The organism is Pseudoduganella ginsengisoli, assembly GCF_009720865.1.
GTDB classification, from domain to species: domain Bacteria; phylum Pseudomonadota; class Gammaproteobacteria; order Burkholderiales; family Burkholderiaceae_D; genus Rugamonas; species Rugamonas ginsengisoli.
This window is the reverse complement of the sequence record NZ_WNLA01000011.1, coordinates 164,291-190,210: the sequence shown is the minus strand read 5'-3', so window position 1 is coordinate 190,210 and position 25,920 is coordinate 164,291. Positions and strand designations below refer to the sequence as shown.

General features: G+C 60.1%; 26 protein-coding genes. 6 read left to right on the top strand and 20 right to left on the bottom strand.

The genetic code is table 11. The features are described 5' to 3' along the window. Window positions 1–54 precede the first annotated feature (54 nt). The 6 genes from GM668_RS17170 to GM668_RS17145 all read right to left on the bottom strand — a co-directional run bounded on the left by GM668_RS17170 (window position 55) and on the right by GM668_RS17145 (window position 5,693). Entirely contained in the window at window positions 55–1,845 is a 1,791-nt protein-coding gene (locus tag GM668_RS17170; protein WP_155440171.1) for an acyl-CoA dehydrogenase C-terminal domain-containing protein, read from the bottom strand. Window positions 1,846–1,943: 98 nt separating this feature from the next. Then, window positions 1,944–2,534 (bottom strand): TetR/AcrR family transcriptional regulator, encoded by a 591-nt coding sequence (locus GM668_RS17165; protein ID WP_155440170.1) that lies wholly within the window; start codon window positions 2,532–2,534, stop codon window positions 1,944–1,946. Window positions 2,535–2,777: 243 nt separating this feature from the next. Further along, complete coding sequence (locus tag GM668_RS17160; protein WP_155440169.1) at window positions 2,778–3,233, bottom strand: cache domain-containing protein; 456 nt, start codon at window positions 3,231–3,233, stop codon at window positions 2,778–2,780. Between the two features lie 106 nt (window positions 3,234–3,339). After that, the gene (locus tag GM668_RS17155) at window positions 3,340–3,723 is read right to left on the bottom strand and encodes an RNA-binding S4 domain-containing protein (RefSeq protein ID WP_155440168.1); all 384 of its coding nucleotides are present in this window, start codon (window positions 3,721–3,723) and stop codon (window positions 3,340–3,342) included. Continuing rightward, a complete protein-coding gene (gene clsB / locus GM668_RS17150; RefSeq protein ID WP_155440167.1) occupies window positions 3,716–4,879 on the bottom strand; it encodes a cardiolipin synthase ClsB in 1,164 nt (387 codons plus the stop codon). Before clsB ends, GM668_RS17155 begins: the two co-directional genes overlap by 8 nt. Beyond that, on the bottom strand, window positions 4,866–5,693 hold the full coding sequence (locus GM668_RS17145) for an endonuclease/exonuclease/phosphatase family protein (RefSeq protein ID WP_155440166.1): 828 nt from the start codon (window positions 5,691–5,693) through the stop codon (window positions 4,866–4,868). The genes clsB and GM668_RS17145 overlap by 14 nt, the downstream gene beginning before the upstream one ends. A gap of 170 nt (window positions 5,694–5,863) precedes the next feature. Here GM668_RS17145 and GM668_RS17140 point away from each other — a divergent pair, with 170 nt between their 5' ends. From GM668_RS17140 to GM668_RS17125, 4 genes are all read left to right on the top strand, one after another. After that, entirely contained in the window at window positions 5,864–6,895 is a 1,032-nt protein-coding gene (locus tag GM668_RS17140; protein WP_155440165.1) for a MerR family transcriptional regulator, read from the top strand. A 97-nt stretch (window positions 6,896–6,992) separates the two neighbouring features. Continuing rightward, window positions 6,993–8,474: a S41 family peptidase gene (locus GM668_RS17135; RefSeq protein WP_155440164.1), complete on the top strand. Its 1,482-nt coding sequence runs from the start codon at window positions 6,993–6,995 to the stop codon at window positions 8,472–8,474. Window positions 8,475–8,618: 144 nt separating this feature from the next. Further along, complete coding sequence (locus tag GM668_RS17130; protein WP_155440163.1) at window positions 8,619–8,996, top strand: cupin domain-containing protein; 378 nt, start codon at window positions 8,619–8,621, stop codon at window positions 8,994–8,996. Continuing rightward, on the top strand, window positions 8,993–9,463 hold the full coding sequence (locus GM668_RS17125) for a hypothetical protein (protein ID WP_155440162.1): 471 nt from the start codon (window positions 8,993–8,995) through the stop codon (window positions 9,461–9,463). Before GM668_RS17130 ends, GM668_RS17125 begins: the two co-directional genes overlap by 4 nt. A 9-nt stretch (window positions 9,464–9,472) precedes the next feature. On the opposite strand, the gene GM668_RS17120 is transcribed toward GM668_RS17125, so the two are convergent. The 6 genes from GM668_RS17120 to GM668_RS17095 all read right to left on the bottom strand — a co-directional run bounded on the left by GM668_RS17120 (window position 9,473) and on the right by GM668_RS17095 (window position 14,214). Beyond that, on the bottom strand, window positions 9,473–10,198 hold the full coding sequence (locus GM668_RS17120) for an amino acid ABC transporter ATP-binding protein (RefSeq protein ID WP_155440161.1): 726 nt from the start codon (window positions 10,196–10,198) through the stop codon (window positions 9,473–9,475). A 20-nt stretch (window positions 10,199–10,218) separates the two neighbouring features. After that, window positions 10,219–10,911, bottom strand: coding sequence for an amino acid ABC transporter permease (locus GM668_RS17115; RefSeq protein ID WP_155440160.1), 693 nt, complete (start codon window positions 10,909–10,911; stop codon window positions 10,219–10,221). Window position 10,912: 1 nt separating this feature from the next. After that, window positions 10,913–11,662, bottom strand: coding sequence for an amino acid ABC transporter permease (locus GM668_RS17110; protein ID WP_155440159.1), 750 nt, complete (start codon window positions 11,660–11,662; stop codon window positions 10,913–10,915). Between the two features lie 39 nt (window positions 11,663–11,701). Beyond that, complete coding sequence (locus GM668_RS17105; protein ID WP_229499452.1) at window positions 11,702–12,616, bottom strand: amino acid ABC transporter substrate-binding protein; 915 nt, start codon at window positions 12,614–12,616, stop codon at window positions 11,702–11,704. Window positions 12,617–12,711: 95 nt separating this feature from the next. Continuing rightward, window positions 12,712–13,719 (bottom strand): porin, encoded by a 1,008-nt coding sequence (locus tag GM668_RS17100; RefSeq protein WP_155440157.1) that lies wholly within the window; start codon window positions 13,717–13,719, stop codon window positions 12,712–12,714. Between the two features lie 213 nt (window positions 13,720–13,932). After that, window positions 13,933–14,214 carry a LysR family transcriptional regulator gene (locus tag GM668_RS17095; protein WP_155440156.1) on the bottom strand — a complete coding sequence of 94 codons (282 nt, stop codon included), beginning with the start codon at window positions 14,212–14,214 and terminating at the stop codon, window positions 13,933–13,935. Between the two features lie 271 nt (window positions 14,215–14,485). Between GM668_RS17095 and GM668_RS31220 the strand changes: the two genes are divergently transcribed. Both GM668_RS31220 and GM668_RS17085 read left to right on the top strand, forming a co-directional pair. Continuing rightward, entirely contained in the window at window positions 14,486–16,333 is a 1,848-nt protein-coding gene (locus GM668_RS31220) for a sensor histidine kinase (RefSeq protein WP_155440155.1), read from the top strand. Then, a complete protein-coding gene (locus GM668_RS17085) occupies window positions 16,326–17,660 on the top strand; it encodes a sigma-54-dependent transcriptional regulator (protein ID WP_155440154.1) in 1,335 nt (444 codons plus the stop codon). Before GM668_RS31220 ends, GM668_RS17085 begins: the two co-directional genes overlap by 8 nt. A 34-nt stretch (window positions 17,661–17,694) precedes the next feature. Here the strand turns inward: GM668_RS17085 and GM668_RS17080 are convergent, their stop codons facing one another. The 8 genes from GM668_RS17080 to ubiB all read right to left on the bottom strand — a co-directional run bounded on the left by GM668_RS17080 (window position 17,695) and on the right by ubiB (window position 25,913). Continuing rightward, window positions 17,695–18,609: an amino acid ABC transporter substrate-binding protein gene (locus GM668_RS17080; RefSeq protein WP_170305672.1), complete on the bottom strand. Its 915-nt coding sequence runs from the start codon at window positions 18,607–18,609 to the stop codon at window positions 17,695–17,697. 44 nt (window positions 18,610–18,653) lie between these two features. After that, window positions 18,654–20,243 (bottom strand): methyl-accepting chemotaxis protein, encoded by a 1,590-nt coding sequence (locus tag GM668_RS31460; RefSeq protein ID WP_308506826.1) that lies wholly within the window; start codon window positions 20,241–20,243, stop codon window positions 18,654–18,656. Window positions 20,244–20,352: 109 nt separating this feature from the next. After that, the gene (nudB, locus tag GM668_RS17070; protein WP_155440151.1) at window positions 20,353–20,817 is read right to left on the bottom strand and encodes a dihydroneopterin triphosphate diphosphatase; all 465 of its coding nucleotides are present in this window, start codon (window positions 20,815–20,817) and stop codon (window positions 20,353–20,355) included. A gap of 103 nt (window positions 20,818–20,920) precedes the next feature. Further along, window positions 20,921–22,726: an aspartate--tRNA ligase gene (aspS, locus tag GM668_RS17065; RefSeq protein WP_211923407.1), complete on the bottom strand. Its 1,806-nt coding sequence runs from the start codon at window positions 22,724–22,726 to the stop codon at window positions 20,921–20,923. 32 nt (window positions 22,727–22,758) lie between these two features. Continuing rightward, on the bottom strand, window positions 22,759–23,346 hold the full coding sequence (locus tag GM668_RS17060) for a DUF502 domain-containing protein (RefSeq protein WP_155440150.1): 588 nt from the start codon (window positions 23,344–23,346) through the stop codon (window positions 22,759–22,761). Window positions 23,347–23,362: 16 nt separating this feature from the next. Beyond that, on the bottom strand, window positions 23,363–23,674 hold the full coding sequence (locus GM668_RS17055; protein ID WP_155440149.1) for an FmdB family zinc ribbon protein: 312 nt from the start codon (window positions 23,672–23,674) through the stop codon (window positions 23,363–23,365). A gap of 53 nt (window positions 23,675–23,727) precedes the next feature. Next, complete coding sequence (locus GM668_RS17050) at window positions 23,728–24,348, bottom strand: methyltransferase domain-containing protein (RefSeq protein ID WP_155440148.1); 621 nt, start codon at window positions 24,346–24,348, stop codon at window positions 23,728–23,730. Continuing rightward, a complete protein-coding gene (gene ubiB, locus GM668_RS17045) occupies window positions 24,348–25,913 on the bottom strand; it encodes a ubiquinone biosynthesis regulatory protein kinase UbiB (RefSeq protein WP_155440147.1) in 1,566 nt (521 codons plus the stop codon). Before ubiB ends, GM668_RS17050 begins: the two co-directional genes overlap by 1 nt. Window positions 25,914–25,920: the final 7 nt, after the last annotated feature.

The following is a 25,920-nucleotide window of genomic DNA, read 5'->3' as shown; positions in this document are numbered from 1 at the left end:
GTTTTTCCTTGGTGGGGGCGCCGGAGCCTCACGGCTCGCGGCGCCGGTCAGTCATTAGAACAGGTCGGCTTCCAGGGCCATCAGGCTGGCGGCGCCGGAACGCGCCAGGCGGATCTGGGTTGCGGTTTCCGGATACAGGCGGGCGAAGTAGAAGCGCGCCGTTGCCAGTTTGGACTTGTAGAAGTTGTCGCCGGAATCTTGTTTTTCCAGTGCGATTTTCGCCATTTGTGCGAAGAAGTACGAGTACACCAAGTGGCCCACGACGCGCAGGTATGGCACGGCGGCCGCGCCCACTTCGTCCTGGTTCTGGAAGGCTTTCATGCCGATTTCCATGGTCAGCTTGCCGACTTTTTCGCCCAGTTCGCCCAGCGGGGTCACGAATTCGGACATGGCTTCATCGGTGCCGTTTTCTTCCACGAAGGCGCGCACTTTCTCGCCGAACTTGCGCAGCTTGGCGCCGTTGTCCATCAAGATCTTACGGCCCAGCAGATCCAGCGCTTGCACGGTGTTGGTGCCTTCGTAGATCAGGTTGATACGTGCATCGCGCACATACTGTTCCATGCCCCACTCGGAAATGTAGCCGTGGCCGCCGTACACTTGCATGGCTTCCGACGTGGCGATCCAGCCGTTGTCGGTGATGAACGCCTTGATGATCGGGGTCAGCAGCGCCACTTCGTCGGCGCACTCTTTGCGCACGTCTTCGTCAGGGTGGTGCAGTTCGCGGTCGATCTGCAGCGCCACGTACGACGTGAAGGCGCGGGCGCCTTCCGCGTAAGCTTTGGCGGTCAGCAGCATGCGGCGCACGTCAGGGTGCACGATGATCGGGTCGGCAGGACCATCCGGGTTTTTCACGCCGGACAGGCTACGCATTTGCAGGCGGTCTTTCGCGTACACCAGCGCATTCTGGTATGCCACTTCGGTCAGGCCCAGCGACTGCATGCCTACGCCCAGGCGGGCAGCGTTCATGAACACGAACATCGCGTTCAGACCTTTGTTTGGCTGGCCAATGATCCAGCCCTTGGCGCCGTCCAGGTTCATTTGGCAAGTCGAGTTGCCGTGGATGCCCATTTTTTCTTCGATGGCGCCGCAGAAGATCGGGTTGCGTTCACCGATTTTGCCGTCCGCTGTTGGCAGGTATTTCGGCACCAGGAACAGCGAAATGCCTTTCGAGCCTTCCGGTGCGTCCGGCACGCGGGCCAGCACCAGGTGCAGGATGTTTTCCGACATGTCGTGTTCGCCGGCCGAGATGAAGATCTTGGCGCCGGTGATGTTCCACGAACCGTCCGCGTTCGGGATGGCTTTCGTGCGCAGCATGCCCAGGTCGGTGCCGCAGTGTGGCTCGGTCAGGCACATGGTGCCGGTCCACTCGCCGGAAACCAGTTTCGGCAGGTACAGGCGTTTTTGTTCGTCGGTGCCGTGTTCTTTCAGGCACTCGTACGCGCCGTGCGACAGGCCAGGGTACATGGTCCATGCCTGATTCGACGAGTTCAGCATTTCGTAGAACGAGTTATTCAGCACCAGCGGCAAGCCCTGGCCGCCGTATTCCGGATCGCAAGCCAGCGCAGCCCAGCCGCCTTCCACGTACTGCTTGTATGCTTCCTTGAAGCCTTTCGGAGTCGTCACGGTCTTGGTTTCGGCGTTGTGCGTGCAGCCTTCACGGTCGCCCGAGTGGTTCAGCGGGAACAGCACTTCAGACGTGAACTTTGCGCCCTCTTCCAGCACCTGGTTGATGATGTCGGCATCGGTTTCTGCGTGGGCTGGCAATTCTTTCAGTTGCTCTTCAACCTTCAAGAACTCGTGCAGCACGAACTGCATATCCCGGATTGGTGCGACGTATTGACCCATGATTTTCTCCTGACGGCTAAATAACAATGTAAGTGAAAGCTGACTGCGGATCGCCCACAGCCGCCATGCAGCCGCCTGTACTGCTTCCTGCCAGACGACTACGGATTCCGGTAATTCTCGATCAAACGCTCAAAGCCCACTTTTGCCCGCTCCACGGCGCCGGGAGTACGCAGCAACCGCGCATCGTGATGCACTGCCAGAATCAGGCCGTACATCTCGTACACCAGCTGATGCGGATCCGAGTCCTGTTTCAGGTCACCGGTCTCCACTGCCTGCTTCACGCAACGCAGCAGCGCGCTCTGCCAGGCTGAAATCATCGCCACCAGCTCTTCCCGGATCGGTCCGGGGCGGTCGTCATATTCGACGGCGCCGCTGATATAGATGCAGCCCGATGCAATCTCTTCGCTGACGCGGGAGATCCAGCGTGCAAACATCGCACGCAAGCGGGGCAAACCACGTGCTTCCTTGATGCTGGGGAAGAACACTTCCTGCTCGAAACGGTGGTGATACAGTTTCAAGACTTCCAGCTGCAAGTCTTCACGCGAACCAAAGTGCGCAAACACTCCTGACTTGCTCATGTTCATCTTGTCCGCGAGCAAGCCAATCGTGAGGCCCTCCAAACCATCCCGGCTGGCCAACTCCAGCGCCGTGTCCAGGATGGCTGCGCGAGTTAATTCACCCTTGCGCATAAATTTGATCGAAGTATTAATAGTTGCCACTCAAAGTTTTCATCCAAGTCAGAAAATCTTATTTTCCACCACTTGGATTTCCTTCGTGTGAAAAGAATTGCGAACGCTCGTACTATTATCCACCGGGTGATAAAAGTCAAAGGGGATTGTTAGAGATCGGGCTCTATTGGTGCGTCGCAGCAGTACGCAGTGCGCGCTTTTGAGGCACCGGCGGCGCGGGCCGCCGGAGATCGAGGTGGGGGACTACTTGTATATACCGCACGCAACGAGGATGTCGTCGACTTTTTCTATGTAGGCGGTTTTCTGTTGCAAAGCGCCTGTGATCGGGTGCGGCCAGACGAAATCCACCCAGCCCTGGCCCTTGGTATTGGCCACTTCCAGGTAGCTTCGCACGGTGGGTTTGCCATTGACGTCTTTGACGTCAATCATGTTGCGGCCGACGATCTTCGGGTTGGGGCTGGCGAGGTTTACACCCTTCATGTCATAGGAGAATATGTACAGTTCGCCGTCGACAAACTTGCCTTTCGGGTTGTTAAATTCAGCCAGTGCTTTTTCCCGCCCCACTTCCTTGTAATACGCGACGGCTTTCTTCACCATGGCCACCGCTTCTTCCGGCGTGCGCTTTTCCTGGGCCTGTACTGGCAATTGCATTGCCAGCGCAACAAAACACATTAAGACCGCTTTCAGCCATTGCTTCATCGTCATCTCCCGGAGTGTTTGCAGAATGCCGCCCTCTTGTGGGGACGGCTGAATCCATACTAGCACTGTGAAACCGGGGCGAAACGATTGTTGCGCAAGCGACACATCATTCGTTGAAAATGTCGCCCCGCAAACGACGGTCGCGTTTAGTTGGACGGCCTTTGTAATCAGCGCCGGGATCCTGGAACAGCTTGCGGCGTTCGTGCTCGCTGGCGCGGCGCGCGATGCTTTCTTCGCTTTCCTCGTACAGCAGGCGCGCAATCGGCGCCCCTTGGCGTACATCGGAAATGCCCAGCACCAGCACGTCCCATTTGTCGGAACCGTTGTCGATCGACAACTTATCGCCCAAATGCACAATGCGGGCCGGCTTCACGCGCTCGCCGCCCACCTTCACGCGGCCGGATTCAATGGCATCCAGCGCCAGCGAACGGGTTTTAAAGAAGCGGGCAGCCCATAGCCATTTATCAATACGGACGTTTTCTTTAAGCATATTTCTCTGCGGCAAATATTCGCATCAACAACTTATACACGACAAACGCGGCTTCATAGCCGATGCGGCGGAAGCGGCCCACGTGCGCATATTCATGCTCGTGGATGACGACGCCTTCAGCAATCGCCGCTTCAATATGGCGGCGCAAGCTTTGCGAAAACGCCGCATCCTTGATGACGACGTTGGCTTCCTGGTTCAAAAACAGGCTCAAGCCATCGACGTTGCTGGAGCCGACGGTGGCCCAGTCATCGTCAATGACGGCAACTTTCGCGTGTAGCTGGGTCTTGTGGTACTCGACCACTTTGACGCCCGCTGCCAGCAATTTCGGATAAAACGAGTGGGCCACGGCATCTTGCAGCCAGATCTCGCCCACGCCGATCAGCAGCACGACTTCCACGCCCCGCTGCGCCGCCTTGGCCAGCGCGCGGCGGAATTTACGGCCCGGCGCAAAGTAAGGGTTGGCGATCAGCACGCTTTTACGGGCACGCCCCAGCGCCTGCAAATAGGCTTTCTGGATCGTGGCACGGTTGCGGAAGTTGTCGCGCACGACAAAGCCCGCCTGCACGGAACTCTCGCGGGCAATCTTGTTCACCTTGCGCATTTCATTGAGCAGGCCGATGCGCTTGATGATGCTCATCCTGCCCAGGCGGCGCCACTGCGTTTGCGCTTCCTTGTGGATGGACGCCACCAGCGGGCCCTGCACCGCCACGGCAAAGTCCCACCTTGGCGCGGCCAGGCTGATGCTGTGGTCATGGTCGGCAAACATGTCATCGTTGATATTGATGCCGCCGACAAACGCAATTTCACGGTCCACCACGCAAATCTTGCGGTGTGTGCGCGTAAAGCCCCGCTTGAACCACGGGTTGAAAATGCGGTGTTCGACTCCGGCTTCCCGCAATTGCGCATCCATGCGCGAGACCTGGCCGTGGCCCGTGCCATACCAGTCTGTAATGACGCGCACCGCCACGCCGCGCGCAGCGGCATGCTTCAAAGCAGCCAGCACTGATTGCCCGGTTTCGTCGCCTGCAAAAATATAGGTTTCGAAATACACCTCGTACTGGGCCGCATCGATTGCTTCCTTCAATGCCGGGAAGTAATCGGTACCACAGTGCAAAAGCCTGACTTCGTTATCAGCGATAAAGTTAACCGACCGCATGGTCCTTCGTGAGTTGGAGAGTCGCCACGATAGGCGAATGGTCCGACAGTTTAGCCCATGCGGCGCCGTGCAAGACTTGCGCAGCCTCGACATGGAAGCCCCGCACATAGATGCGGTCCAAACGGAAGAAAGGCAAGGCGGCGGGGAAGGTGCGGGCAGGACGCACGGACGCCTGGCGGCGCGCCATGGTGCGCACCAGGTCGCCCAGGGAAGGATGGGAACCGATTTCATCGAACACTTCCACCACGCCCAGCGCTTTGCGCAACGTGTCGCTCAGCGTGTTGCGCCAGTCGTTGAAGTCGCCTGCGATGATGACGGGCGCATCATCGGGCGCGGTTTCCCTGACTGCATCGATCAGGGACTGCGTCTGCCGCGTGCGGCTGCCTTCAAACAGGCCCAGGTGCACGACATAGCAGTGGATCGGCAATGCCGGTGTTTCAACTATGCAATGCAAGATGCCGCGCGATTCGTACTTGTGGTCGGAAATATCGGTATTGGTCCAGTGTGCGATGGGGAAGTTGCTGAGCAATGCATTGCCGTGGTGGCCGTGGTCATATTTGGCATTCATGCCATAGACGGAGTGGCGGTCTTCCCCGGCAAAAAATTCATGCTGGGCGGTATTGGGCCAGTGGCGGTGGCCATTGGCTTCACTGCCGAATTTTTCAGCAATCCGGTCATGCTTGCCCTGCACTTCCTGCAAAAACACGACATCGGCCTCAAATTGGCCGATCGCCTGCTTGAGCGCGTGCACCCGCGGATGGCTGCGGTACGACATGCCCTTGTGGATGTTGTAGGTAGCGACACGGATCTTCATGCAGCCGATTCTAACCCCAACAGCTTGCTTGCTGCGGGGATATTGTGCGGTAGCGCGCTGGGTGCGGCGGGCAACAGACAATCCGATGTCCAGTCCTGGTTAAAATTGCTTGACCCTGACGCAACGTCAGGCTCCACGATGGTCACACGTTCGAAGACAAAGGAAAACTGATGGCGCTGAAAATTGGCGAGCTGGCCCGCCGTACCGGATTGACTGTGCGCGCGCTGCACCACTATGACGCGATTGGTTTGCTGACGCCTTCGGCGCGTTCCGATGCCGGTTACCGGCTGTACAGCGAGGCGGATATCGCGCGGCTGCACCAGATCCAGGCGCTGCGCAGCTTTGGCTTGCCGCTGGCCGATGTCGGAACTTATTTATCCAGGCCGGATTTGTCCCTGCAATCGGTGGTCGCGCAGCAAATTGACATGCTGACGCGCGAAATCGAGCAGGCCGGCGCATTGCGCAACCGCTTGCAGCGGCTGCACAGTGTGCTGGCCCAGGGACAGGAACCGAACCTGGCCGACTGGCTGACTACTTTGGAGAGCATGAGCATGTACGACAAATACTTCACCCCGGAAGAATTGCAGCAACTGCCGCTGTATACGAATGCCGCCGTTGCGGTACCGGAATGGAAAGCGCTGGTGGCCTCGGTGCGCGCGCTGATGGACCGCGGCGCCACGCCGCAAGATGCGGAAGCGCAAGTGCTGGCGCGGCAATGGATGGCAAAAAGCGTGCACGATACCGGCGGCAACCCGATCCTGTTTGCGCGCTTGAATACACTGCACGAACATAACCCGCAGATACGGGAACAGTCAGGCGTGACACCGGAAATCATGCAATTCATCATCGATGCTTCGCACGAAAGCAAGCTGGCGATTTACCGCCGCTATCTCGATGACGATGAATACGCGTTCGTGCGCGCCAACATCGGCAAGCGCGCACAGGAGTGGCCACCGCTGATTGCCCGCGTGCGTGCGGCCGTCGATGAAGGCCAGGCGCCCGACTCGCCGCAGGGCCAGGAATTGGCGCGGCAATGGTTTGACTTGTTCCGCTCGATGGCTGGGGATAATCCGGCAACGCAGGCAAAGATCCGTGAAGCGCTGACCAAAGAACCGGGGCTGACGGATCCGGGGTGGATCAATGAAGCCATGCTGGGTTGGATACGCAGCGCGATGATGGCGCTGCAGCGCCGTTCGGCATAGTTCGCGATGTATTCACGGTGGCAAGTGTGTCTTCCTTCACGCCGCTACCGTGACAATTTGCGTATTTTCGGCCGGATTGTTTCTTTACAATCCGGCCATGAAAAATTACTTCGCCCTGGCGGCGCTCGCCGCCTTCCCCTACCTGGCTTCGGCAACGACACTCCCGCAAGCCCCGGAACAATGGCGCCAAGCCGCGATCGATGACATTGAAGCAGGTTACCGCATCACGCAGGAAAATCACCCCGGCACCTATGATCAGGCCAATCCTGGCTTTGCCGGCAATCTGGCCGCGGCGCGCACGCTGGGGCTACGCTATGCCGCCAAGGTCACCGATGCGCGCGGCTATGAAGCGGCCATCCTGGCTTTCCATGCGCGCGTCAAGGATGGCCACGCAGGCATGTACCCTAGTTTGCCCGCCGGCGAAAGCTATCAGCCCCGCTGGCCCGGTTTTGTCGCAGCCTGGCGCGGCGATGGACTCTACGTTTATGCAGCTACCGGCAGCGTGCCGGCCAAAGGATCCCGCGTGGTGTCTTGCGATGGCGTTCCCATCCGCGAACTGGTGAAGTCGAACGTGTTCGCCTTTCTGGGACGCGAAGAAGAGGACGGCATGTGGTGGGGGCAGGCCGGAAAATTGTTCCTGGACTGGGGCAATCCCTTCATCAACCTGCCCAAGCGCTGCCGTTTTGAACACTCCGGCAAGCAAAGCGACCTGACGCTGAACTGGACGCCACGGTCCAAAGAAGGCTACGAATGGCTCGATGCCAGCCAAAACGGCGACCAATTGCCAATTGGCCTGTCGGAGCCTCAACCCGGCCTGATCTGGGCGGCCATGCCATCGTTCCATCCGGATGAACAAGGCAGGGCAGCTTATCAAGCCATGTTCGATGAAATGAAAGCAAACCGCCAACGCCTGCTGTCCGCCCGCGCCGTAGTGGCCGACTTGCGCCATAACGGGGGCGGATCTTCGCTGTGGAGTTTGTCATTCAGCGGCGCCCTGTGGGGTGAGGCGCGCGTGCAGCGCCGCGTAGCCGCCTATTTCGCCCGGACGGAAACCTGGTATCGCGCGTCGAAGGAGAACGTCCAATTCTTTGCATCGCTGGCTGACCAATTACACCGCGAAGGCCAGGTTGAGCCTGAACGATGGGCCCGCGAATTGGTGGAAAAATTGCAGCCGGCCTTGCAGCGCGGTGATATCTGGGCTGTTTCCAAAGGAGACGCCGAAGCGCCAGCGCATCCCGAGGCTGATGTGGAAGGCGATCCCGCTCCCTTCACTCGTCCGCTTTACGTGATCGTACCCGGTCAATGTGCCAGCGCTTGCCTGGATGCACTGGATTACTTCACACGCTTCCCCAATACCAAGCTGATCGGCGCCCCAAGCTCTGCTGATTCGACTTACATGGAAGTGCGGCGTCAGCAACTGGACTCAGGGCGCGCCACCGTCATCGTGCCAACCAAGGTGTACGTCAACCGGCCGCGGGGCAATGGCGAATTCTATCAACCGGCCATCACCGTCAGTGCACTGGAGTGGAGTACGCAGAATCTGGTGCAGGAGATTGAGGCCGATTTAAAAAAGCGGTAAGGACCGTAGTAGTCGTTATTGAAACTCTGTTTGGAGGCGAATAGTCCCCAAGCTCTAACCAAACACAGCAAGTGAAGACAATTTGCTGTGGAAAAAAAGCGTAGCATGCATGCTTCACCAATTGTTAATGTTCAAGGAGCCCCAATGAATCCCTTCGCCGAGTCCGTCAACCTTGAAGCCGCCTTCGCCACCATCACTGAACACTGGTCGCCCAAGGTCGTGGCGCAAGTCAATGATCAGTACGTCAAACTGGCCAAGATCCAAGGCGAATTCACGTGGCACAGCCATGAACATGAAGACGAACTGTTTTTCATCGTGCGCGGCAGCCTGGCCATGCACTACGAGGGGAACAAGGTGGTGCAGTTGAATCAAGGTTCGCTGCACGTGGTGCCGCGCGCCACGCAGCACAAGCCGGTGGCGGAACAGGAGTGCTGGATCATGCTGATTGAAACCGTCACCACCAAGCATACGGGCGACGTCGATACGCCTTATACGAAGACACTGGAACAGCAACTGGCATGAAACAGCTTGCCGCCCTCCTCGCCTTGCTTTGGGCCTCTGCCGCCTCTGCCGCCACGCCGCTGACGGACCGGCTGGCCTACGAAGGGGCGCAAAACTCGGTTGTGATGGCAGGCAAGCCGACGCTGCCGGTTCCACCCTCGGAACAATTAACGGCGCTGCGGCAGCGGCGGCAGTGTTCGGCGGGCGGCCCGGCCGCCCACTGGGCCATCATCGACAGCACACTGTACCTGACCCACTTCACGGATTGCGGCAGCACCGTGCCGCTGGGCGCCGTGTATGAAGGCGTAACGGCGCCGCTGGTGGCCACGTGGATCAGCGGCGAATTGCAGACAGGCCGCGGCGCCGTGATTTGTTTTACGGTGGAAAAAGGCGCTGTCTCCGACACGATGGTGACCTTCACCGTGGACCGGGGCATCGTCACCGATGTGGAAGAACGCGACAACAGCGGCAATTGCCCCGAGCGCTAAGCGCTGCGGTCAATGGATGATCTTCGACAGGAAATCCGCCGCACGCGGCGAGCGGGGAGCGCCGAAGAAGTCATCCTTGCTGCAATCCTCGATCACCATCCCTTTATCCATGAACACGATGCGGTTGGCCACGCGCCGGGCAAAGCCCATTTCATGCGTGACCACCATCATCGTCATGCCTTCCTGCGCCAGCCCCACCATCACGTCCAGCACTTCATTGATCATTTCCGGGTCCAGCGCGGACGTCGGTTCATCGAACAGCATGGCGATCGGATCCATCGACAATGCGCGGGCAATCGCCACGCGCTGCTGCTGGCCGCCTGACAATTGGCCGGGAAACTTGTCCTGGTGCGCCAGCAGGCCCACGCGCTCCAGGTACTTCAAGCCTTTCGCATTCGCTTCATCCAGCCCCCGCTTCAACACCTTGACCTGTGCAATGGTGAGGTTTTCCCGGATGGTCAGGTGCGGGAACAGTTCAAAGTTCTGGAACACCATGCCGATGCGGGCGCGTAGCCACGACAAGTCGGTTTTCGGATCGGTCACCGCCACGTTATCGACCAGGATGCTGCCATCCTGCACCGGTTCCAGCCCGTTGACGGTCTTGATCAAGGTCGACTTGCCCGACCCGGACGGGCCGCAAATGACCATCACGTCGCCCTTGTGCACGTGCGTACTGCAATCGGTCAGCACCTGGAAGTGGCCATACCATTTGTTGATGTTTTCAATTTTGATCATTGCTCTCTCCACATGAACATTTAACGGATGATGGCGACGCGCTGCTGCAGGCGGCGCACCAGGAACGACAAGCCGTAGCACAGGGCGAAGTACACGACGGCGACAAACGTATACATTTCCACCAGGCGGCCGTCACGCTGGGCCACCTTGCCGGCGGCGCCGACAAAATCCGGAATCGACAGCACGTACACCAGCGATACATCCTGGAACAGTACGATGGTTTGCGTCAGCAGCACGGGGATCATGTTGCGGAATGCTTGCGGCAGCACCACGTTGGCCATGGTTTGCCAGTAATTCATGCCCAGCGCGCGGCCGGCCCAGACCTGGCCGCGGGGAATCGACTGTATGCCGCTGCGCATGATTTCGCAGTAATACGCCGCTTCAAACAGGATGAACGTGATCAGCGCGGATGGAAAAGCGCCCACCTGCACCGGTGCCGGCGAGCCGATGATCCAGGCCGCGATGTACGGCACCAGGAAATAAAACCAGAAAATCACCAGCACCAGCGGCACCGCGCGCACCAGGTTGACGTAGCCGGTGGCGAACAGCGACACCGCCCGGTTGCCGGACAGCCGCATCAGCGCCAGCAAGGTTCCCATCACGATGCCGCCCGCCATGGCCAGCACCGTCAGCTTCAGCGTGAACAGCATGCCAGTCTGGAACAGGTAGCCCCACGAGCGGACGATGACGTCGAAATCGAAATTGCCCAGCATGTCAGTGCCCTCCCGAGGCGGCGCCCGCAACGATAAAGCCTGGAATGGCGACTTTCTTTTCCAGCCGGTGCATCAGGTACACGACGCCGATATTGACCACCACATAAATCACGGTGGCGGCGGTAAAGGCTTCAAACACCTGGAATGAAAATTCCTGGATGGCGCGCGCACTGGCTGTCAACTCCACCACGCCGATGGTCAGCGCCACGGAACTGTTCTTGATGATGTTGAGGAATTCACTGGTCAGCGGCGGCAAGATCACGCGCGCCGCCATCGGCAGCAGCACGTAGCGGTACGTTTGCGCCAGCGTCAGCCCCAGCGCGGTGCCGGCCATCTTTTGCCCGCGCGGCAAGGCGGCAATGCCGGTCGCCACCTGCACTGCAACCCGTGACGACGTGAAAAAGCCCAGGCACAGCACGGCCGTGACGAACGGCGCGTTGGGCAGCGCCTTGATCCAGTCGCCGGCCGCCTGCGGCAATACTTCGGGCGCCACGAAGAACCACAGGAACATTTGCACCAGCAGCGGCACGTTGCGGAACAATTCCACGTACGCGTTGGCCAGCCCCGCCAGCCATTTGTTCGGCAACGTACGCACCGTGCCGACCATGACGCCCAGCGCCAGCGCCATGACCCAGGCCGTCAATGCCGTGGCCAGGGTCCACAGCAGGCCGGACCAAAGCGTGTCGAGGTAAGTTCCAGTCCCGTCAGGCGCCGCTTCCCAGAAGATGCGCCAATTCCAGTGGTAATTCATGGTTATCCTAGTGATCGATTGATTGAACCAGCCGGCGCGTTATTTCTTCTTGGCCGCAGCCTTTTGCGCTTGCGGCACTTCCGCGTACGCGGCCGGGTCGCCCGAATCAGTCGGCTTGGCCAGCACGGCTTCCAGCTGCGGCGGCATCGGGAAGCGCAGGTTGATGCCCTTGGGCGGGATCGGCGACATGAACCACTTGTGGTACAGGCGCTGCATGTCTTCGCCGGATTTATAAACGCGCACCAGCGCGTCATCCACGGCCTTCTTGAAGGCCGGGTCGCCTTTGCGCATCATGATGCCGTAGGGTTCGACGGACAGCGCTTCGGACGTGATTTCATAGTCGCCCGGCGTTTTCGAATTGGCGCGCTGCGCCGCCAGCAAGATGTCGTCATTGGCTTCCGCCGCCGCGCGGCCCGTCTCCACCATCAGGAACGATTCCGGATGGTCTTTGCCGACGATGATGTTCATGCCCAGGTTTTGTTCCTTGTTCAGGATCGTCATCTGCTTCAAGGTGGACGTGCCGGCCGTGGCCACCAGCGTTTTACCTTTCATGTCGGCCAGCGTGTGGATATTGGACGACTTCTTGGCCAGCAGGCGGTTGGCCACGACGAACATGGTGGGAGCGAACGCCACTTGCTGCTGGCGCTCCAGGTTGTTGGTGGTGGAACCGCATTCCAGGTCGATGGTGCCGTTGGCCATCAGTGGAATACGGTTGGCCGACGTGACCGGGTTCATGGTGACTTTCAGCTCCGTCATGCCCAGCTGCTTTTGCAGCGCCGTCACCACCTTCATGCACAGGTCGATCGAATAGCCCTGGTATTGCTGCTTGTCGTCCAGATAGGAAAACGGCACGGACCCATCGCGTACTCCCAGCGTGATGGCGCCGCTTTTTTTAATCTTGGCCAGCGTGCCGCCATCGTCCTGCGCATGGACCAGGGTGGCGGCGGACAGCATGCACAGGCTGAACAGTGCGGCAACATGGTGCGACTTTTTCATCAAAGACTCCTTGAAATCCCCGGCGAGCCGGGGTGGTAGTGGGAAGGACAGGTTCAGAACACGTGGCGGATGCCGAGGTTGGTGGCGCGGTTGCCGCTGCCGCTCTCGGTCGCATTGCCGACCTTGAACGTGGCGCCATTGCTGTTGTTGATGTGGCCATAGGCTGCGTACAGGTCAGTGCGCTTGGACAGCGTGTACGTGTAGCCCAGCGCCCACTGGCTGGCGTCGCGGGCGGCGCGGGTCTTGTCGTCATGGCGCACATACGACACCAGGAAGCGGTGCGCGCCCAGCGGCACGATGGCGCCCACCACCACGTCATCGCTGTGGGCGCCGGCCAGGCCATGGTTATGCGCGTAGCCCACCGTGGCTTCCAGCACGCCGAAGTGATAGCGCGCGGTCAGCAGCGCGTTGCGCGTCTGGTCGGTGGCCAGCGCATTCTGGCGCTGGAACCAGGCCCCCGCCACCACCAGCTTGCCCTGCGTGTAATACGCGGCCGCGCTATAAGCCCGGTTGCGCTCGAAACTGCCGGCCACTTCGCCCATGCCCACGGCAACTTCCGCCGTCAAGCCATGCCACTGCGGCAGCGCGTACTGCACCATGTTGTCGACACGGGTATTGGTCACCATGATGTTGCCCGCATTGCCGGCCAGGCCGATGCAAAACGGGTCCGCCACGTCGCGCAGCACTTTGTAATACGGTGAATACTGGCGGCCCAAGGTGACGGAGCCTGCCGCGCTGGACAGGCCCACGTAGGCTTGGCGGCCAAACAGCAGGCCGCCTTGCGCGGCCGAGCCGTTGTCGAGGTTCATGCCATTTTCAAGCTGGAAAAACGCGGCCAGGCCGCCGCCCAAATCTTCCTTGCCCTTGAAACCCAGGCGTGAACCGGAAGCGACGCCGCTGCTGACATTGGTGACGCTGCCTGCCGCGCCGCCCGATTCGCGTACCAGGCCGGCATCGGCCACGCCATACACGGTGACGCTGGACTGGGCCCAGGCGGCGCCGGAAGCGCCCATGGCGGCGGCCATCCCCACAGCAACGGAACCTCGCGTAATTCGATTCATTTTGACTTCCCTCTTTTCGTTATCTGGTTATATAGTTTTATAAAAACGACGGCGATTTTTAAAACGAATCAAATGGTTTATTTGACCGGCATTACGCTTGCCCTGTTTAAACCAGCGAAAAACGGGATAACGCAAATTCGCAGGGCGTAATAATCCACAGGCGCCGATATGGGCCTGGAACCAGCTATTTTTATTAATTCGGTTTCGGGTATGCTAGGCTGCGTGCGCCGGATATTCATTGCGCCGCCGGACAATATTCCTGGCCATATCGACCTGGCGGATAATATTGACGGCAACGCCACGGAATGACTGCCCGGCAGGCGTCAAGGACAATGGGCTCGAACTTCGGTCGACCAGTTCGGCGCCGACCCAGGATTCCAGGGACTGGATGCGGCGGCTGAACGCCGCCTGGCTGGAATGCCGCGCACTGGCCGCACGCGTAAAGCTGCGTGTTTCCGCCAGACTGAGAAAATCCTCCGCCCATTTCGTATCCATTATTTTTCTCTCCCTTATTGCAGCGGATAAGCACCTGTTCCGGCGCTGCCTGCTGTGCCTGATGTCTAGCAGGTTGCATGCCAGCATTTAAATAAACGGCAGATGTCCGATAGGTGACTGATTTTCCTGGCATTACGGCTGTGGGATAAAGATAAGGCGTGTGGCAATCCACACATAGCCCGTGACTGGAGTATCGATTTCCATACTGTTTCCCGCGCCATTTTCCAGAGAGCGAGAAATATGATGATTAGGGATTATTTTCTAATGTAATATGGATCCAGCACTGATCAATCCCGTCACTCCAATGCAAGCGATCCAGGCTTTCCAACACGAGATTCTTTCCCGCCCGGTATTCCGTTATGCGACCCGCAGCCTGGTGCTGGTGCTGGGCGCCGTGCTGGCGGTCCTCGTGTATTCGTGGAGCGCCCGGCAGGGCTATGAACAGCTCAATGACGTGCTGGGACACCAGCTGGACTTATATGCGGGCGCGCTGGAGAGCGAATTGGGCCGGCATGAATATTTTCCCGGCATCGTGGCGATGGACCGCGACGTCCAGGCGCTGCTGGCCGATCCGGGCGATGCGCGCCAGCGCGAACGCACCAGCAAGCACCTGGCCAGTCTCAATGTGCGGGCCGGCGCCATGGTGATCTTTGTCGTGGGCCGCGACGGCAGGATTGCCGCGTCCAGCGACTGGTACCAGCCGGACAGCGCGATTGGCCACGACGTCTCCGGGCAAGCCTATGTGAACGAGGCGCTGCAAGGGCAGCCGGCACGCCATTTTTCCCGCAGCGCCGGCCGCAATGCGCCGGAATACTATTTTGCCCAGCCAGTGCTGCGCGACGGCGTGGTGACCGGCGTGGCGGTCGTGAAAATCAGCCTGGATCCGATCGAGTCCACGTGGACCGCGTCCGTCTCGCAGACGAACAGTGAAATCCTGCTGGTGATGGATGAAAACGACGTGATCCTGATTGGCACCCAGCCGGCATGGCGCAACCTGAGCGCCGCCGCGATGGTGCGCGCCATGAGCGTGGAAGGCGGCGGCATCATCAGCCTGCGCAGCCAGGCGCCCAATGCGCCAATGATCCAGTATGGCACGCAGGTGCGGCAAATGCCGCACCAGGGCTGGCGTATCGCCATCCTGGCCAATGCCGGTAACGTCACGGTCAATGCGCTGCGCAACGCGGTCGGCACCGCGATATTGCTGGCGTTTGTCGGCTTGCTGGGATTGTTCCTGGCGCAGCGCCGGCGCGCCATCGCCAGCCAGTTGAAAGCCCGCGCCGCATTGCAGCGGGCGCACGATGAGCTGGAAGTGCGCATCGCGGCGCGTACGGCGGAACTGCATGACATGAACCAGGAACTGCTGCGGGAAATCAGCGAACGCAAACATGCCGAACAAGTGCTGCGCGCATCGCAGGACAGCCTGATCCATGCCAGCCGGCTGGCCTTGCTGGGCCAGATGTCGGCCGGGATCACGCATGAAATCAGCCAGCCACTGACGGCGCTGCGATCCCTGTCCTACAATTCCCAGCTATTGCTGAAGCGGGGCGAAATGGCCCGCATTGAAAAAAACCTGCAATCGATCAGCGGCCTGACCGAGCGCCTGGGCCACCTGACCGACCAGCTTAAATCGTTCTCGCGTAAAACCCCGCTGACGTTGCGCCCCATGCTGCTGGCCGACGCCGTGTCGGCCACCCTGCTATTGCTGGAAAACCGCATCCGCACGGAACACATCACCGTGGACAGCGACGTTGACGCCAGCCTGCGGGCGCTGTGCGACGCCAACCGGCTGGAGCAAGTCTTGATCAACCTGTGCGCCAATGCGCTGGACGCCATGCGCGACGCACCGGCCAAAACGCTGGCGATCCGCGTCTGGCGCGCCGATGGCCGCGCCCATGTGCGCGTGGCCGACAGCGGCACCGGCATTCCGGAAGAAGCGCTGGCGCGCCTGTTCGAACCCTTCTTCAGCACCAAGCTGCCGGGCCAGGGCCTGGGTTTGGGACTGGCCATTTCAGCCGATATCGTGCGCGACTTCGGCGGCACGCTGCGGGCCACGAATATCCCGGGCGGCGCCGCGTTTGAACTTGATCTCCAGATTGCCGAGGAATACAGCCATGTTTGAAGGTTACAAAATCATCTTTGTCGAAGACGATCCGGCCGTACGCAGCAGTGTGGCGGAAACCCTCGACCTGGCAGGCTTTGCCGTCGAGCCCTACGAATCGGCCGAACGCGCCATGCCTGCCATCGAGGCGGGCTTGCCCGGCATCGTTATCACGGACGTACGGCTGCCCGGCATTGATGGTTTCGGCCTGCTGCAGCATGTGTGCGCCACCGACGCCACCATCCCCGTGATCCTCGTCACCGGCCATGGTGACATTTCCATGGCGGTGGAAGCCATGCGCCATGGCGCTTACGACTTCATTGAAAAACCATTTGCCATGGAGCGGCTGGTGGAAGTGGCCACGCGCGCCGTGGAAAAGCGCGCGCTGCGCATCGAAGTCGATACGTTGCGCCGCAAGCTTACGGAAACCTGCGGCATCGATGCCATGCTGGTCGGTGAATCGGCCGCCATCCGCCTGTTGCGCCAGCAAATCCTGAGCCTGGCCGATACGCCGGCCGACGTGCTGGTGTTTGGTGAAACCGGCACCGGCAAGGAAGTGGTGGCGCGCTGCCTGCATGAGCACAGCAACCGGCGCCGTGCGAATTTCGTCGCCATCAATTGCGGCGGCATGCCGGAAACCCTGTTCGAGAGTGAAATCTTCGGCCATGAAGCGGGGGCATTCACCAATGCCAGCAAGCGCCGCGTGGGCAAGATCGAGCATGCGCACGGCGGCACCTTGCTGCTGGATGAAATCGAAAGCATGCCGATGAATTTCCAGGTCAAGCTGCTGCGGGCGCTACAGGAACGCAAGATTGAGCGGCTCGGCTCCAATGAGCTGGTGCCGATCGACTTCCGCATTGTGGCGGCCACCAAATATGATTTGAAGGAATTAAGCGACCAGCAAAAATTCCGTGCCGACTTGTATTACCGGCTGAACGTGGCCGTGCTGAAATTGCCGCCGCTGCGCGAGCGGCGTGAAGACATCCCCCTGTTGTTTGAACACTTCCTGCAGCAGGCGGCGCGGCGCTATGGCCGCGACACGCCGGCGCTGCCCGGCGACTATATCCGCAAACTGATGGCGCATGACTGGCCAGGCAACGTGCGCGAATTGCGCAACGCGGCCGACCGCTTCGTGCTGGGCTTGCCGGATGGCGAAGGGTTGGGGACAACCGGGCCGACGCTGACCCTGGCCCAGCAAATGGATATGGTGGAAAAAACCCTGATCGAACAGGCGCTGAAACTGCACCACGGGCGCCCGCTGATGGTGTGCGATACGCTGGGGATCGCGAAGAAAACCCTGTACGACAAGCTGCACCGGCACGGCATCGTGATTGACGATTTCCGTTGACGCCACGGGGCGCCGCGCCGCCCCTCAGTGACGATCAGCGGTAATCCGCCGGATCGCCGGAATCCGTCGGCGCATTGATCACGCGCCGCAGCGCAGCGCTCATCGGCATTTGCAAATCCGTGCGGTTCGGCAGCGGGGTCTGGAACCATTTACGGTAAATCTGGTAAATCTCGCCGGAGCGGAACAATTCCACCAGCGCTTCATCGACCACGCGCTTGAATTCCGGGTCGCGCTTGCGCAGCACCATGCCATACGGTTCTTGCGGCAAATCCGACTTGTGCACGACGAAATCACCAGGACGCGCAGCCGTGGCCACCAGCCCCAGCAGCAGCACTTCATCCATGGCAAACGCGGCGGCACGGTCCGACTCCACCATGCCGAACGCGTCGGCATGGTCTTTTGCGGCAATGATGCGCAAATCCAGCTCTTGCGCGCGGCTTGATTCCTGCAGCGTCCTCACTGTCGTGGTGCCGGCAGTGGAAACCACGGTGCGTCCCCGCAGTTCCGCCAGGCTCTGGTAATTGTTGGCCTTGCGGGACAGCAGGCTGCTGGCCGACACAAACGTCGTCACGGAAAACGCGACTTCCTTTTGCCGCTCCAGCGTATTGGACGTGGAGCCGCACTCGATGTCGACGATATCGTTGGCCACGAAGGCCATGCGGTTGGCCGCCGTCACGGGACGGTACATGATTTCCAGCACAGGCAATTTCAGCCGGTTTTTCACGGCGGCGGCCACGCGCTCGCACAGTTCGATGGAATAGCCGATCGGCCGCTGCTGTTTGTCGAGGAAGGAAAAGGGAATCGACTTGTCGCGGAAACCAATGGTGATGACGCCGGTTTCCTTGATTTTCCTGAGGGTGGCAGAGTCCTGCGCCCATGCGCTGCCGGCCGGTAGCGCCAGGACTGTCACGACTGCCAGCATGGCGAGCGGCAAACGTGCTTTTTTCATAACAGTGGTGGGTACAGGTTTCATTGCTAGTAGGGAATTTACGCTCATGGTAGCGCCAATCGGGCTTCAGTGGATGGATGTGTGCCGCCAGGCGACAGCGTGAACATGCCGACAGCCTGTTCCAGCCGCTGCGCCTGGTGCTGCAGGCTGTCGGCGGCAGCGGCGGCTTGCTCGACCAGCGCCGCGTTTTGCTGCGTCATGTCATCCATGCGCGTGACGGCATGGTTGATTTCCTGCAAACCCACGCTTTGCGATTCGCTGGCGGCAGCGATATCGGCCATGATGGCGGCAACTGACTGCACCGATCGCACGATACGCGCCATGGTCTGGCCGGCATCGTCGACCAGTTTGCCGCCGTCATCGGTGCGCGCCACGGAATCGCCGATCAACAGCTTGATTTCCCTTGCGGCTGCCGCGCTGCGTTGCGCCAAATTGCGCACTTCGGACGCCACCACGGCAAATCCCCTGCCCTGTTCCCCGGCGCGCGCCGCTTCCACGGCGGCGTTGAGCGCGAGGATATTGGTCTGAAAAGCAATCCCATCGATGACGCCGGTGATATCGGCAATGCGGCGCGCGCTGCCCTGGATCGCGCCCATGGTGGTGACGACCTGGTCCATCACTTGCCCGCCCCGTTCCGCGACCTGTGCCGCATCCCTGACCAGTTCATTGGCTTGCCGCGCATGGCCCGCATTTTGCCGCACGGTTTCTGTCAGCGTCTCCATGGCGCTGGCCGTATGCTCCAGCGACCCCGCCTGCATTTCCGTGCGCGCCGACAAGTCCGCATTGCCGGTGGCAATTTCCCGCGCCGCCATGGCGATATTGGCGGCGCCGTCCTGGATCTGCCGTACCGCACCGGTCAATTGCCGTTGCATCGTGTGCAGCGAGCGCACCAGCGCGCCAGCTTCATCGTTGGCTGCGGGGCCGATTTCCTGGCTCAAGTCGCCAGTGGCGATCGCGCTGGCAATACGGCCTGCCTTGCCCAGCGGGACCGTGATGGTGCGCGTGGTGCGCCACGCAATGAAGGCGCCCAACGTCAACGCCAGCCCACCCAGCGACCACATGCCCAGCACCGCGGCCTGATAGCGGCGGCGCGACTCGGCCGCTGCCTCCTTCATGGCCTTGTGCTGGTAGCCGGCCAGTGCCGCCAGCGCCGCCATCCATTGTTCGTGGGGTTCCGTGAGCGCTTTCAATTTCAATGCAGCGTCGAAGAAATTGCCCTCCGCCGCATCGCGCTGGATTTGTTCCACCAGCGGCAAGACCACCGCTTGCCGCGCCCATACCTGCTCCAGCAATTGCTTGCCTTCTGGCGTGGCGGTACGCTGCCGCATCCTGTGCATCGCCGTGCCATAGCGGGCCAGTGCCGCCGCAAGTTTTTCGCGCTGCTGCGCCAGTTCTGCCACGTCCGTGGGCGCGCTGACTTTACGCAAGATCAGCGCCAGCCCCTCGCCATTCTCGCGCATGCCGGTGGCGTCAACCAGGCTGGCGGCCTTGTCGTCAACGATGGCATCGGTCTGCGCCTGCATCTGGCTCATGCACCAGATGCCCAGCCCCAGCAGCGCCATGGCGCACAGCTGGACAATGCAGAATCCCAGGGCCAGGCGCTGGCCGATCATGAAGCTGGTGAAGGTAGGCATGCCATTTCCCTGCAGAGACCGATGACGAATCATGGTCCCATGGGGAATTGTGAACGGCAAACCTTATGCAAAAATCGCATGCACTGCACTGGTGCAGGCAGCGCAGGAATCAATGCCGGGCTGCGGCCTGCCTCGGCAACAACAGCACAGCTTCCGCATTCGATGGCGAAAAACATTTGTCCGCCGCTTCCAGGTACGGCAGCCACACGTGGTTCACGTGTTCACGGGGACTCAACAGGATGGGAATATCGCGCGGCACTTCAACGGAAAACACGTGTTCCGTATTCTGCGTCACGCCCGGCGCATAGCGGTGGCGCCACACGGGATAAATTTCGTAAATGTTCGACAGTTGCCAGTCGCGCAGCACGATCTTTTCGCCATCGGCGACGATGCCGGTTTCTTCAAACAATTCACGCGTGGCCGTCGTCAACAGCGGCTCGTCCGGCGCATCCAGCGAGCCGGTCACCGATTGCCAATAGCCGGGCCGGTCGGCACGCTCGATCAGCAGCACTTGCAAGTCGGCCGTATGGATCACGACCAGGACGGATTCAGGGATTTTGTAAGGCTTATCCATGCAGTAGGCAGCGACTGTAGGGCGGATCGTGATCCGCCATGCATGCGCCGGCGGGACGCAGGCATGGCGGATTACGCCGGCTGCGCCGGCTAATCCGCCCTACTTAACCAGCCACTTTCGGCTCGGTCGCACGCAGGCGGATATGCAGCTCGCGCAGCTGTTTCTCGTCCACTTCGGACGGCGCCTGGGTCAGCAGGCACTGGGCGCGCTGGGTTTTCGGGAAGGCGATCACGTCGCGGATCGAATCGGACTTGGTCATCAGGGTCACGATACGGTCCAGGCCAAATGCCAGGCCGCCGTGCGGAGGCGCGCCGTATTGCAGCGCGTCCAGCAGGAAGCCGAACTTCAGGCGGGCTTCGTCGGCATCGATCTTCAGCGCGCGGAACACTTTCGACTGCACTTCTTCGCGGTGGATACGGATCGAGCCGCCGCCCAGTTCCCAGCCGTTCAGCACCATGTCGTACGCCTTGGCGATGCACGCGCCTGGATTGGTTTCCAGCATGTCTTCGTGGCCGTCTTTTGGCGCCGTGAATGGGTGGTGCGTCGCGGTCCAGCGGTCGTCTTCTTCGTCGTACTCGAACATTGGGAAGTCGATCACCCACAGCGGCGCCCACACGTCGTCGAACAGGCCGTTGGCCTTGCCGAACTCGGAGTGGCCGATCTTCACGCGCAGCGCGCCGATCGCGTCGTTGACGACTTTGGCTTTGTCCGCGCCGAAGAAGATCAGGTCGCCGTCTTGCGCGCCCGTCAATTCCAGGATCTTGGCCAGTGCCGCGTCGTGGATGTTTTTCACGATCGGCGACTGCAGGCCGTCACGGCCTTTGGCTTTTTCATTGACCTTGATGTACGCCAGGCCCTTCGCGCCATAGATGGCAACGAATTGCGTGTACGCGTCGATTTCCGAACGCGGCATGTCCGCGCCTTTCGGCACGCGCATACCGACCACGCGGCCGTTCTTCATGTTGGCGGCGCCGGAGAACACTTTGAAGTCCACGTCTTTCATGACGTCGGTCAGTTCGGTGAATTCCAGCTTGACGCGCATGTCCGGCTTGTCCGAACCGTATTTGCCCATGGCTTCGGCGAAGTCCATGACCGGGAATGGGTTAGGCAAGTCGACATCCATCGTGTTCTTGAACACTTTGCGGATCATGTCTTCGAACAGGTCACGGATTTCCTGCTCGGTCAGGAACGACGTTTCGCAGTCGATCTGCGTGAATTCAGGCTGGCGGTCAGCGCGCAAGTCTTCGTCGCGGAAACACTTGGTGATCTGGTAGTAGCGGTCGAAGTTGGCCACCATCAGCAGCTGCTTGAACAGCTGTGGCGATTGCGGCAGCGCGAAGAAATTGCCGGCGTTGACACGCGATGGCACCAGGTAGTCGCGCGCGCCTTCCGGCGTCGACTTGGTCAGGGTTGGGGTTTCGATATCGATGAAGCCCAGCGAATCCAGGTACTTGCGCACTTCCATCGTGACTTTGTAGCGCAGGCGCAGGTTGTTTTGCATTTGCGGACGGCGCAGGTCCAGCACGCGGTGCGTCAGGCGGGTGGTTTCCGACAGGTTGTCGTCATCCAGCTGGAATGGCACGGCCACGGAAGCGTTCAGCACTTCGACTTGCGACGCGACGACTTCGATCTTGCCGGATTTCAGGTTGGCGTTGACGGTGCCGGCCAGACGGTCTTTCACCAGGCCGGTCACGCGCAGGCAGTATTCGTTACGAACCGATTCAGCGACTTTGAAAACTTCAGCCTGCTCTGGATTGCAGACCACCTGAACCAGACCCTCGCGGTCGCGCAAGTCGATGAAAATCACGCCGCCGTGGTCACGGCGACGGTGTACCCAGCCGCACAGGCTGACGGTTTGGCCGAGCTGGGCTTCAGTGGTGAGGCCGCAGTAATGAGTGCGCATAGACATGTTATTTCTCAGTTCAGGTTAATTTGTTCAGTTCATTCAGGCGCAACCACGCCCATGGAAACAATGTATTTCAGGGCGGCATCAACGCTCATGTCGAGCTCGATGACATCTTTTTTTGCCATCATCAGGAAAAATCCCGACGTTGGGTTCGGCGTGGTCGGTACGTACACACTGACGTACTCGCCATCCAGGTGATTCTTCACGTCGCCGCCCGGCACACCGGTCAGGAAGGCGATCGTGCGGGAATCCTGGTGCGGATAAGGAATCAGCACCGCTTTGCGGAATGCATTGCCGGACGAAGAAAACAAGGTGTCCGACACTTGCTTGACGCTGCCGTACAGCGAACTCACCACGGGAATGCGGTGCAGCAGCTTTTCCCACATGCGCACAACGTAATTGCCGACCAGGTTATTGGTCAGCAAGCCGGTCAGGAACACGATGATGAACGTCAAAATCGTGCCCAGGCCCGGGATATCAAAACCGATCAGCGTGCGCGGCTGCCAGCGTTCCGGCACCAGCAACAGCGACTGGTCCAGCGTGCCGATCACCAAATTCAAGACCCAGGCGGTAATCGCCAGCGGGACAAGAATCAGCAAACCGGTAATGAAATACTTGCGCATCGGGGTCCTTTCGCCTTCAGGCTGCGGGTTTGGTGTCAGCTGCCGGCGCCGCCGGTGCAGCGGCGGCTGGCGACGGCTCGGCTGCCGGCGCGGCAGCGGCCGCATCGGTCTTCGGCGCGCTGGCCACACCGGTGGCTGGCGCGGAACCGCCACGGAAGTCCGTCACATACCAGCCGGTTCCCTTCAATTGGAAACCAGCGGCAGTCAGCTGCTTCTTGAAACTGGATTTGCTGCAAGCAGGGCAATCCGTCAGCTGCGGATCGGAAATCTTTTGCAGCACCTCATCGGCGTGACCACATTCCTCGCAGCGGTAAGCATAGATAGGCATCTTTACTCCGCAAAAAACATCAAAAACCCTGAATTATAAAGCCTTTTTGCGGCTTAGAGCCGGAACCAGCTCATCCAGCGTTCCTTCCCGGCAAAAACAGGGATGGAATCAAACACTGGCTCATCCGTGACGCACGTAAAGTAGGGTTTTAACAACAAATCCAGCTCCGCGCGGGCAATGCCGAACGGCGGCCCCTTGGGATTGTTATCAAAAAAGAAAAATCCAGCCAGCATGCCGCCCGGCGCCAGCAATTGCGCCCAGCGCTCCACCACTTGCGGCCACAGGTGACGTGGCATTGCGCACAGGAAAGCCCGCTCATAAATGCATTGCAGCGGCGCGGCAGGCTGCCACGCAAAGAAATCCGCTTCCATGACACGGTCTTGCCATTCCGGCCCGACGGCTTCTTTGCCCGCAGCCACAGCGGCTGGCGAGAAGTCAATCGCTGTCGCATCCCAGCCGGCTTCCGACAAATACGCCAGTTCATAGGCGGAACCGCAACCCGGAATCAAGGTTGTTGGCAACGGCACCCCGGCCGCAGCGGCGCCATGGGCCGTATCGTGGACGAACTGGCGCAAGCGTTCCGGCACCCCGCCCCGGTCCCACGGCGTGAATGCCTTGTCAAAACGCTCATCCCAGAAGGCAGGCGACAATGGGTCACGGCTATTGAAATCCATTACATCACTCCACGCCAGTGCATATACGCGCGCAATCCCACTGCGCCGATGATGAAGGCGCCGGCAAAATACACAATAAAACTCAGCAAGCGGTTGGTGCGCTGCTGTTCATCGATCAGTGTGCGCAGCAATTCATCATTGTGATCCGGCTCGCTGGCCACGGACAGCGCGCGGTGCACGAGGCGCGGCAATTGCGGCAGCACGTGCGTATACCGGGGCGCTTCGGCTTTCAGGCGCTCCAGCATGCCTTGCCAGCCCACCTGTTCCGCCATCCAGCGCTCCAGGTACGGTTTCGCGGTTTTCCACAAATCCAGGTCCGGGTCCAGCTGGCGGCCCAGGCCCTCAATATTGAGCATGGTTTTTTGCAGCAGCACCAGTTGTGGCTGCACTTCCACGTTGAAGCGGCGCGACGTCTGGAACAGGCGCAGCAAAATCTGGCCAAACGAAATATCTTTCAGCGGGCGGTCGAAAATCGGTTCGCAGCAGGCGCGCACGGCCGATTCCAATTCATCGACGCGGGTTTCCTTGGGCGCCCAGCCGGACTCAATGTGCGCTTCCGCCACGCGCTTATAGTCGCGGCGGAAAAAGGCGAGGAAGTTTTGCGACAAATAATCCTTGTCGAAATCATTCAACGTGCCGACGATGCCGAAGTCCAGCGCGATGTAGCGCCCAAACGTGGCGGGATCGATGGACACGAGGATGTTGCCGGGGTGCATATCGGCATGGAAAAAGCCGTCGCGGAATACTTGCGTGAAGAAGATTTCCACGCCGTCGGACGACAGCTTTTTCAAATCCACACCGGCTTCGATCAAGCGTTCCGTCTGCGACACGGGAATGCCGTGCATGCGCTCCATCGTGATGACGTTGGACGAGCAATAATCCCAAAACATTTCCGGCACCAGCAGCAAATTGCCATCGGCAAAATTGCGGCGCAACTGGCTGGCGTTGGCGGCTTCGCGCATCAAGTCCAGCTCGTCGTGCAAGTGCTTGTCGAATTCCGCCACCACTTCCTTGGGCTTCAAGCGCTTGGCGTCTTCCCACAGGCGGCTCGCCACGTCGGCCGCCAGGTGCATCAGGGCCACGTCTTTATCAATGGACTGGCGCATGCCGGGGCGCAGCACTTTGACGGCCACTTGCTTGCCATCTTTCAGGGTCGCGAAGTGGACCTGGGCAATCGAGGCCGAGGCGACCGGGGTGCGCTCAAACGTGGCAAACAGGCGGTCCGGGTGGCCGCCCAGCGAACGCTCAATCTGGGCAATGGCGAGATTGGAATCAAATGGCGGCACGCGGTCTTGCAGCAGCGCCAGCTCTTCCACGATATCGGCAGGAATCAAATCGCGCCGCGTCGACAGCACCTGGCCAAACTTGACGAAGATCGGGCCCAGTTCTTCCAGCGCCATGCGCAGGCGCACGCCACGCGGCGCACTGATATCGCGCCAAAAGAACAGCACATCCATCAGACGCGACGTGCGCGGCACGTCCAGGCCGGAAATCGCAATTTCATCGAGGCCGTAGCGGATGGCGACGCGCAGGATTTTCAGCAGCCGCAGGAATTTCAAGATCATCAGGAGT